The organism is Spirillospora sp. NPDC049652 (genome assembly GCF_040675125.1).
Lineage (GTDB): Bacteria > Actinomycetota > Actinomycetes > Streptosporangiales > Streptosporangiaceae > Spirillospora.
Genome location: NZ_JBFAOF010000321.1, coordinates 1 through 7,268 on the forward strand (window position 1 = coordinate 1; position 7,268 = coordinate 7,268).

General features: G+C 73.7%; 7 protein-coding genes. 4 read left to right on the plus strand and 3 right to left on the minus strand.

The annotated features are described in order from the left end of the window. Positions 1-237: GNAT family N-acetyltransferase (locus tag AB0J52_RS20745; RefSeq protein WP_500183279.1), on the plus strand; the 237-nt coding region annotated here is incomplete at its 5' end. 121 nt (positions 238-358) lie between these two features. Here AB0J52_RS20745 and AB0J52_RS20750 read toward each other — a convergent pair. After that, the gene (locus AB0J52_RS20750; RefSeq protein WP_500183280.1) at positions 359-2,446 is read right to left on the minus strand and encodes a prolyl oligopeptidase family serine peptidase; all 2,088 of its coding nucleotides are present in this window, start codon (positions 2,444-2,446) and stop codon (positions 359-361) included. 127 nt (positions 2,447-2,573) lie between these two features. Here AB0J52_RS20750 and AB0J52_RS20755 point away from each other — a divergent pair, with 127 nt between their 5' ends. From AB0J52_RS20755 to AB0J52_RS20765, 3 genes are all read left to right on the plus strand, one after another. Beyond that, positions 2,574-3,773, plus strand: a complete 1,200-nt coding sequence (locus AB0J52_RS20755; RefSeq protein ID WP_500183282.1) for a hypothetical protein — start codon at positions 2,574-2,576, stop codon at positions 3,771-3,773. Positions 3,774-4,205: 432 nt separating this feature from the next. Further along, a complete protein-coding gene (locus AB0J52_RS20760; RefSeq protein WP_500183283.1) occupies positions 4,206-4,715 on the plus strand; it encodes an HNH endonuclease in 510 nt (169 codons plus the stop codon). Between the two features lie 117 nt (positions 4,716-4,832). Continuing rightward, positions 4,833-5,045 carry an FmdB family zinc ribbon protein gene (locus AB0J52_RS20765; protein WP_500183284.1) on the plus strand — a complete coding sequence of 71 codons (213 nt, stop codon included), beginning with the start codon at positions 4,833-4,835 and terminating at the stop codon, positions 5,043-5,045. Positions 5,046-5,067: 22 nt separating this feature from the next. Here AB0J52_RS20765 and AB0J52_RS20770 read toward each other — a convergent pair whose 3' ends face one another. Next, the gene (locus AB0J52_RS20770; protein ID WP_500183285.1) at positions 5,068-5,463 is read right to left on the minus strand and encodes a DUF1330 domain-containing protein; all 396 of its coding nucleotides are present in this window, start codon (positions 5,461-5,463) and stop codon (positions 5,068-5,070) included. 290 nt (positions 5,464-5,753) lie between these two features. Beyond that, positions 5,754-7,268: dihydroxy-acid dehydratase (ilvD, locus tag AB0J52_RS20775; RefSeq protein WP_500183286.1), on the minus strand; the 1,515-nt coding region annotated here is incomplete at its 5' end.

A 7,268-nucleotide genomic window follows, 5' to 3' on the forward strand; every position in this document is an offset into this window, starting at 1 on the left:
GTCGAGATGGTGCGCCTGCGGGTGCGGCCGGAGCTCCAGCGCCGCGGCTACGGCGAGGCCATCGTCCACGCCCTGGAGGACCGCGCCGCCGAGCTCGGCTACCACCTGCTGCGCGCCGACACCACGTCCCTGCAGGGCCCCGCCCTCGCGCTCTACCGCAAGTTCGGCTGGCGCGAGACGCACCGCGAGGTCATCAACGGCATCATCAACATCTACTTGGAGAAAAGGATTCGCTGAGAGACCCCGCTGGCACCAGCGGACACCCGGGACGACGGCCACCGGCGGAAGCGCGGTCCGCCGGTGGCCGTCGTCCCGGGCCCCCTCCCGCCGGAGAGGGCCGCGGCCGGATCCGGATCCGCTAGGCCGGGTCGAGGTCCAGGCCGGTCCGGTGGGCCAGGAAGGACAGGGTGTCGGTCATCAGCGCCGCCGAGCGGCTGACCGACCGGGCGGCGTGCCCGACGTCCGACTCGCGGCGCAGCAGGACGGGCGCGTCCGAGGACGTGGCGTGCTGCAGCGCCGCGCACATCTTGCGGGCGTGCAGCGGGTCGACGCGTCCGTCGCTGTCGAAGACGGTGAACAGGACGGCCGGGTACGCGACGCCCTCGCGGACGTGGTGGTACGGCGAGTACGCCAGCAGCCACCCCAGCTCGTCCGGGTCGTCGGCCGAGCCGAACTCGTCGTTCCAGATGCGGCCGATGCCGAACTTCTCGTAGCGGACCATGTCCAGCAGCGGCGCCGAGCAGATCACGGCCCGGTACAGGTCGGGGCGCTGCGTCAGGGCCGCGCCGACCAGCAGGCCGCCGTTGGAGCCGCCGGAGATCGCCAGCCGGTCCGGGGTGGTCAGGCCGTCGGCGATCAGGCGCTCGGCGGCGGAGTGGAAGTCGTCGAAGACGTTCTGCTTGCGGTCGCGCATCCCGGCGCGGTGCCAGTCCTCGCCCTCCTCCGAGCCGCCGCGCAGGTTCGCGACCGCGTACACGCCGCCCGCCTCGACCCAGGCCAGGATGGACGCCGAGTACGCCGGGGTGAGCGAGACGTTGAAGCCGCCGTACCCGTAGAGGATGGCCGGGCGCGGCCCGTCGCCGGCGTCCGGGCGGGAGATCACCAGCATCCGGACGGGCGTGCCGTCGTAGGAGGTGTAGGTGACCTGCCGCGTCTCGATCTCCGGGACGGCGACCGAGCCGGGCGCGGACGCCCACAGGGACGTCTCGCCCGTCCGCGCGTCGAAGTGCAGCACCGACGACGGCGTGACGTTGTCGGTGTAGCCGAACCACGCCTCGTGCCCGCCCTCCGGGCGCTCGACGATGCCGCCGACCGAGCCGAGGCCGGGCAGCGGGACGGCGCCGAGGCGCTCCCCGGACGCCAGGTCGTGCACGCTGATCTCGCTGATCGCGTGCCGCTCCCAGCCCGCGAGCAGCACCGGCCGGTCGAGGTCGTCCAGGATCGCGTAGTCGGTGAGCACGGCCTCCGGGTCCTCGGGGACCAGGTCGCGCCAGGTCCCGTGGGACGGGTCGGACGGGTCGGTCACGCAGATCCGGGAGCGCGGCGCGTCGCGGTCGGTGAACACGTACGCGCGGCCGTCGCGTCCGACGTGCAGGCCGGTCGAGGCGTCCACGCCGACCTGGACGGGCCGGAACTGGGGGGCCTCCAGCGGCGCGGCGGTGAGGTCGGCGATCCACAGGTCGTTGCGCGGCGCGGTCCCGGCGGACGCGGTGACCGTCATCCACCGGCCGTCGCGGCTGACGGTGACGCCGTAGTAGTTCGTCTTGTCCAGCCCGTCCCCGAAGACCAGGACGTCGTCGGTGTCCGGGTCGGTGCCGACGCGGTGCAGGTAGACGCGGCGGTGGAACTGCTCCTCGCCTTCCGGGACGTCGCCCGGCGCGAGCCGCCGCACGTAGTAGTACGCCTCGCCGCCGGGAAGCCACGCGACGACGGAGTTGCGGGTGCGGTCGATCGGCCCCTCGACGCGCTCGCCGGTCGCCACGTCCAGGACGTGCAGCAGCGACTCCTCGTCGCCGCCGTGCGAGACCTTGTACGCCAGCAGCCGCCCCTCCTTGTCGGGCTGCCAGCCGTCGAGCGTGGTCGTGCCGGACGGATCGAGCCCGGTCGGGTCGACCAGCACCCGCTCGGAGCCGTCCGGGTCCGCGGTGTAGAGGACGGGGTGCTCCTGCTCGGCGGTGCGGCGGGTGAAGAACCGCCGCTCGCCGCGCCACACCGGGGTGCCGATGCTGCCCGCGCCGAGCAGTTCGCCGAGCCGGGCCCGCAGCCGGTCGCGGCCGGGCAGTTCGTCCACCGTCTGGTGGAACAGGTCGTCCTGCGCCGAGAGCCACTTGGCGGTGTCCTCGGAGTCGGCGTCCTCCAGCCATCGGTACGGGTCGGGAACGCGGTGTCCGTGCAGGTCGTCGGCGACGTCCTGGCGGAGCGCGGTGGGGTACTGCGGTCGGCTCATGCGAGCACTGTATTCACCCGGCACCCCGGACGATCCGAGATCGGTCCGTGTCACGAGGTGTACACGCAACGTGACATCGGTAGGAAGGCAGATGATCAAAGGGTTCTTCGACCACGGGGGTTAGTCCATGAAGAACAGCAAGGCCGCACGCGGCGCCGTCCTCGGCGGGACGGCGCTCGGCGCCGTCCTCCTGGCCGCCGCGCCGGCGGCCGCCGCACCCGGACCGCTGCCCGCGCACGCGACGCCCGTCCCCGCGCCGGGGCCCACGGGCGGCACGCCCGCGCGGCCGCAGATCATGCCCGCGCCCACCCACGACCAGCCCACCCACGACCAGCCCACCCGCAACCAGCCCGCGCCGCGCCAGAACGGGCTCGCGCAGAACGGGCTCGCGCAGAACGGGCTCGGGCAGAGCGGGCAGATGCTCGGCCCCATCGCACCCTCGTTCGGCCGTCCCGCGCCTGCGGCAGGGAAGGCCGCCCCGGCCAGCGGACACAACATCCCTCCGGTGAGATCTCCTGCTCTGCCCGGAGGCGATGGTCACGCGACGCCCGCGCACACGACATCCGCTCGGGGAGTGCTCACTCGTACCGCCTCCGTCCAGGTCGTCCCCGGACGCACCTCGCCGGGCCGGGTGGTCTCCGCTCGCGCGAGTGGTGTGCGCGGGGTGGACACGCCGGGCCTGTTCCGTGGCGTAGCCGCCGTCCACGGGCGCAGCGCGCTCGGAAGCGGGCACCGGGTGGCCGGGAAGGTCGAGCTCTCCTACAGCGCGCCGAAGGTCGCCCAGGCGGGGAGCACGGTGAGCTGGGAATGGACGGTCCGCAACACCGGCGACAAGGCCGTGAGCGACATCGTCCTCGTCCACAAGCTCACGCCGCAGCTCAAGGTGACCAAGGTGGCGCAGGAGTGCAAGGCGCTCCAGACGGAGGTCCGCTGCTCCTACGGGTCGCTGCAGGCGGGGGCGACGGCGACGGGACAGCTCGTGGCGGACATCCCCTCGTCCGCCACCGGCACGGTCCAGATCAACGGCAAGGCGACCTGGCAGCAGGGGCAGGGGCAGGGGCAGGGCCAGGCACAGGTGCAGGGCAAGGCGCAGACCGGCGGGGCGGTCGCGCCACGTCAGAGCGGCGGGGCGGCAGCGCCGCGTCAGGGCGGCGGGGCGGCTGCGCCGCGGCAGAGCGGAGCGTCCGCGCCGAACGGGGTGTCATGGGCGAGTGGCGCGTCCGCCCAGAAGAGCCCGGCCGTGCCGAGCGGGATGTCGGCGTCCGGTGGTTCGGCGGCCCCGAGCGCGGGATCGTCCTCGAACGGCGCCGGCGCTGCGCGGCAGTGAGCCGGCCGGGGTCCGTCCGGCGTCGGGTGGGCTGATCCGGTCCGGCCGGACGGGCTCGGCGGAGCCGCCGGACGTGCGCGAAGGCCCCCGGCGCCAGGATATTTCCGGCGCCGGGGGCCTCGGCCGTTCGAACCGTCGTGATCGTGGGGATGAAGGGGGTAGCGGGCGGTCGGCTCAGGGACCACACTGGATGCGGGCCGGCCGTCGCGGTCTGCCGCCACCGTCCCGCCGTCCCGGGAGCGGGTAGCGGCAGGGCGGGAAGGGACGGGCCGGAATCGCCCCTGGGGAGGTCCTCGTGGCGGACGCGCAGGTGCCGGAGACGATACTCGGGCCTCGGTTCGGGGCGCGCGCGAGTCGTGCGCCCGCCGAGGCGAAGCAACGGACAGCCAGTCCCCCGAAGACGGCCGCGCCCACCCCGGCGGAGGCCGTCTGATGCGCCAGGTCCTGCTCCTCAACGCGACGTACGAACCCCTGACGACCCTCCCGCTGCGCCGCGCCGTCGTGCTCGTCCTCCGCGACAAGGCCGAGATCGTCCACCACGACGCCACCGGCGCGGTCCTGCACTCCGCCGCGATGACGGTGGAGGTGCCCTCGGTGATCCGGCTCCGCCGGTACGTGCGCATCCCCTTTCGCACCCGCGTCCCCCTGACCCGCACCGCGCTGATGCGGCGAGACAACTTCCGCTGCGTCTACTGCGGGCGGCGGGCCGAGACCATCGACCACGTGCAGCCGCGCAGCCGCGGCGGCAAGCACGTCTGGGAGAACTGCGTCGCGTCCTGCCAGACCTGCAACCACAGCAAGGCCGACCGGCTGCTGGAGGAACTCGGCTGGACGCTCCCCATCACGCCCGGCGTGCCGCGCGGCGCGCACTGGCGGCTGATCGGCATCGTCCATGACGGCGACCCGCAGTGGGCGCCGTACGTGACCGAGCCCGCCGCGTGACCGGCCCGGGTTCCCCGCCCTGACCATCCCGTGCCCAGAGGCCGAACCTGGGTGCGCCTCGGACTCGTCGAAAAGAGCGGTCTGTTCGGACGGCCGTCCGCACGTATCCTTGGGGGCGTGCCACGGTATGACTATCGCTGCCGCGCGTGCGGTTCGACCTTCGAGGTCTCGCGCCCCATGATCCAGGCGTCCGACCCGGCCCCGTGCCCCGCGGGCCACGACGACACCGTCAAGCTGCTGTCCACCGTCGCGGTGACGGGCCAGGCGTCCGCTCCGCGCGGCGGTGGCGGCGGTGGCGGAGGGTGCTGCGGCGGAGGCTGCTGCTCCTGAGCCCCGCCGCCCCTCCGCGCCGTCACTCCGAGGCCGTGCCCGCCGTGCCCGCCGAGGCGGCGGCATCGGCCGCGTCGCGCTGCCGGCGCAGCTCCGCGGCGGTCTTCGCCACGTCGTAGTCCGCGTCGACGCCTTCCAGGAGGAACAGGTCGCCGGGGATGTGGTCGGCGCGCAGCCGCTTGATCTCGGCGTACGGCTCCGAGTCGTACCAGGCCCGCGCGCTGGCCGCGTCCGGGAAGCCGAGGATCACCACGACGCCGGGGAACTCGCCCTCCTTGACGTCCGGGACGCCGCCGTGGACGAGGAACTTCCCGCCGAACGGGTCCATCGTCGCCTGGATGCGCTCCATGTAGGTGAGCGCGTCGTCGTGGATGCGCGGCTCGGGGTACATGCGGGCGATGGCGTAGGCGGCGGGCATGGCGTGCTCCTTCGATCCTCCAGGACGCCCGGTGCGTCCGGTTGATGATCTTAAGTCTGCCCTGCCCCCTCGGGGGCGGTCGATGACGTCGGACGTCATGCCGTCCCCTACCTCCGAGGGAACCGTCGCAAGAAGCGGCAGCGGGAACGGCGGCGCCCGCCGCGCCCGAGCCCGCGCCGTGATCCGAAACGCCCGTCCGGACGAGGTCGTCTGGACGGGCGTTCAGGGGGCGGATCAGCGGGCGGAGGCCCCTCACCGCGGTCGGCGGATGAAGGGCCCGCCCGGCGCGCTCAGCGGGCCAGGAGGCTCACGTCGCGGGCCGCTCCGGTGGAGGCGGACGTCGCCATCGCCGCGTACGCCTGCAGCGCGGCGCTGACCTTGCGGTCGCGGTCGCGCGGCCGGTAGCCGCCCAGCTCCTTCAGCAGCTCGGTGCGGCGCGCCTCCAGCTCCTCCTCGGGGACGTCCAGCTCCAGCACCCGGTTCGGGATGTCGATGACGATCCGGTCACCGTCCCGGACGAGCGCGATCACGCCGCCGGCCGCCGCCTCCGGTGAGGCGTGCCCGATCGACAGCCCGGACGTGCCGCCGGAGAACCGCCCGTCGGTGACCAGCGCGCACGCCTTGCCGAGGCCCCGGCCCTTGAGGAAGGACGTCGGGTACAGCATCTCCTGCATGCCCGGCCCGCCGCGCGGCCCCTCGTACCGGATGACGACGACGTCGCCCGCCTTGACCTTCCCGCCGAGGATGCCCTCGACCGCCGAGTCCTGCGACTCGAAGACGACGGCCGGGCCGGTGAAGGTCCACAGCTCCTCTTCGACGCCCGCGGTCTTGACGATCGCGCCGTCCTCGGCGATGTTGCCGCGCAGCACGGCGAGGCCGCCGTCGGCGGTGTAGGCGTGCTCGACGTCGCGGATGCAGCCGTTCGCGCGGTCGAGGTCGAGCTCGTCCCAGCGCGCGGACTGGCTGAACGCCGAGGTGGTCCGGACGCCGCCGGGCGCCGCGTGCCACATCTCGACCGCCTCGGGCAGCACGTCGGGGGAGCGGACGTCCCACTTGGCCAGGTGCTCGGTCAGCGACGCGGAGTGGACCGAGGTGACCGACCGGTGCAGCAGCCCGCCCCGGTCGAGCTCGCCCAGCAGCGCCGGGATGCCGCCCGCGCGGTGGCAGTCCTCCACGTGGTACTTGGCGGTCGCCGGCGCGAGCTTGCAGACGCACGGCACCCGCCGGGACAGCTCGTCGATCTCCTTCAGCCCGAAGTCGACGCCGCCCTCGACCGCGGCGGCCAGCAGGTGCAGGATCGTGTTGGTCGAGCCGCCCATGGCGATGTCCAGCACCATGGCGTTCTCGAACGCGTCCTTGGTCGCGATGTTCAGCGGCAGCACGGACGCGTCGTCCCCGTCGTAGTACCGCTTGGCGATCTCCACGACCGTCCGGCCGGCGTCCTCGTAGAGGCGGCGGCGCGCGGTGTGGGTGGCGAGGACGGTGCCGTTGCCGGGCAGGGCGAGGCCGATCGCCTCGGTGAGGCAGTTCATCGAGTTGGCGGTGAACATGCCCGAGCAGGACCCGCAGGTCGGGCAGGCGCTCTCCTCCATCTCGGCGAGCGTCGCGTCGCTGACCGACTCGTCCGCGGCGGCGATCATGGGGTCGATCAGGTCCAGCTTGTTGCCGCCGTGCACGCCCTGGACGGGCTTGCCGGCCTCCATCGGCCCGCCGGACACGAACACGGTCGGGATGTTCAGCCGCAGCGCGGCCAGCAGCATGCCCGGGGTGATCTTGTCGCAGTTGGAGACGCAGACCAGCGCGTC

Excerpts from the sequence above, each read along its gene's own strand:
- AB0J52_RS20750 (WP_500183280.1), bottom strand. The coding sequence starts at position 2,446 with ATGAGCCGACCGCAGTACCCCACCGCGCTCCGCCAGGACGTCGCCGAC.
- AB0J52_RS20755 (WP_500183282.1), top strand. The coding sequence starts at position 2,574 with ATGAAGAACAGCAAGGCCGCACGCGGCGCCGTCCTCGGCGGGACGGCG.
- AB0J52_RS20760 (WP_500183283.1), top strand. The coding sequence starts at position 4,206 with ATGCGCCAGGTCCTGCTCCTCAACGCGACGTACGAACCCCTGACGACC.
- AB0J52_RS20770 (WP_500183285.1), bottom strand. The coding sequence starts at position 5,463 with ATGCCCGCCGCCTACGCCATCGCCCGCATGTACCCCGAGCCGCGCATC.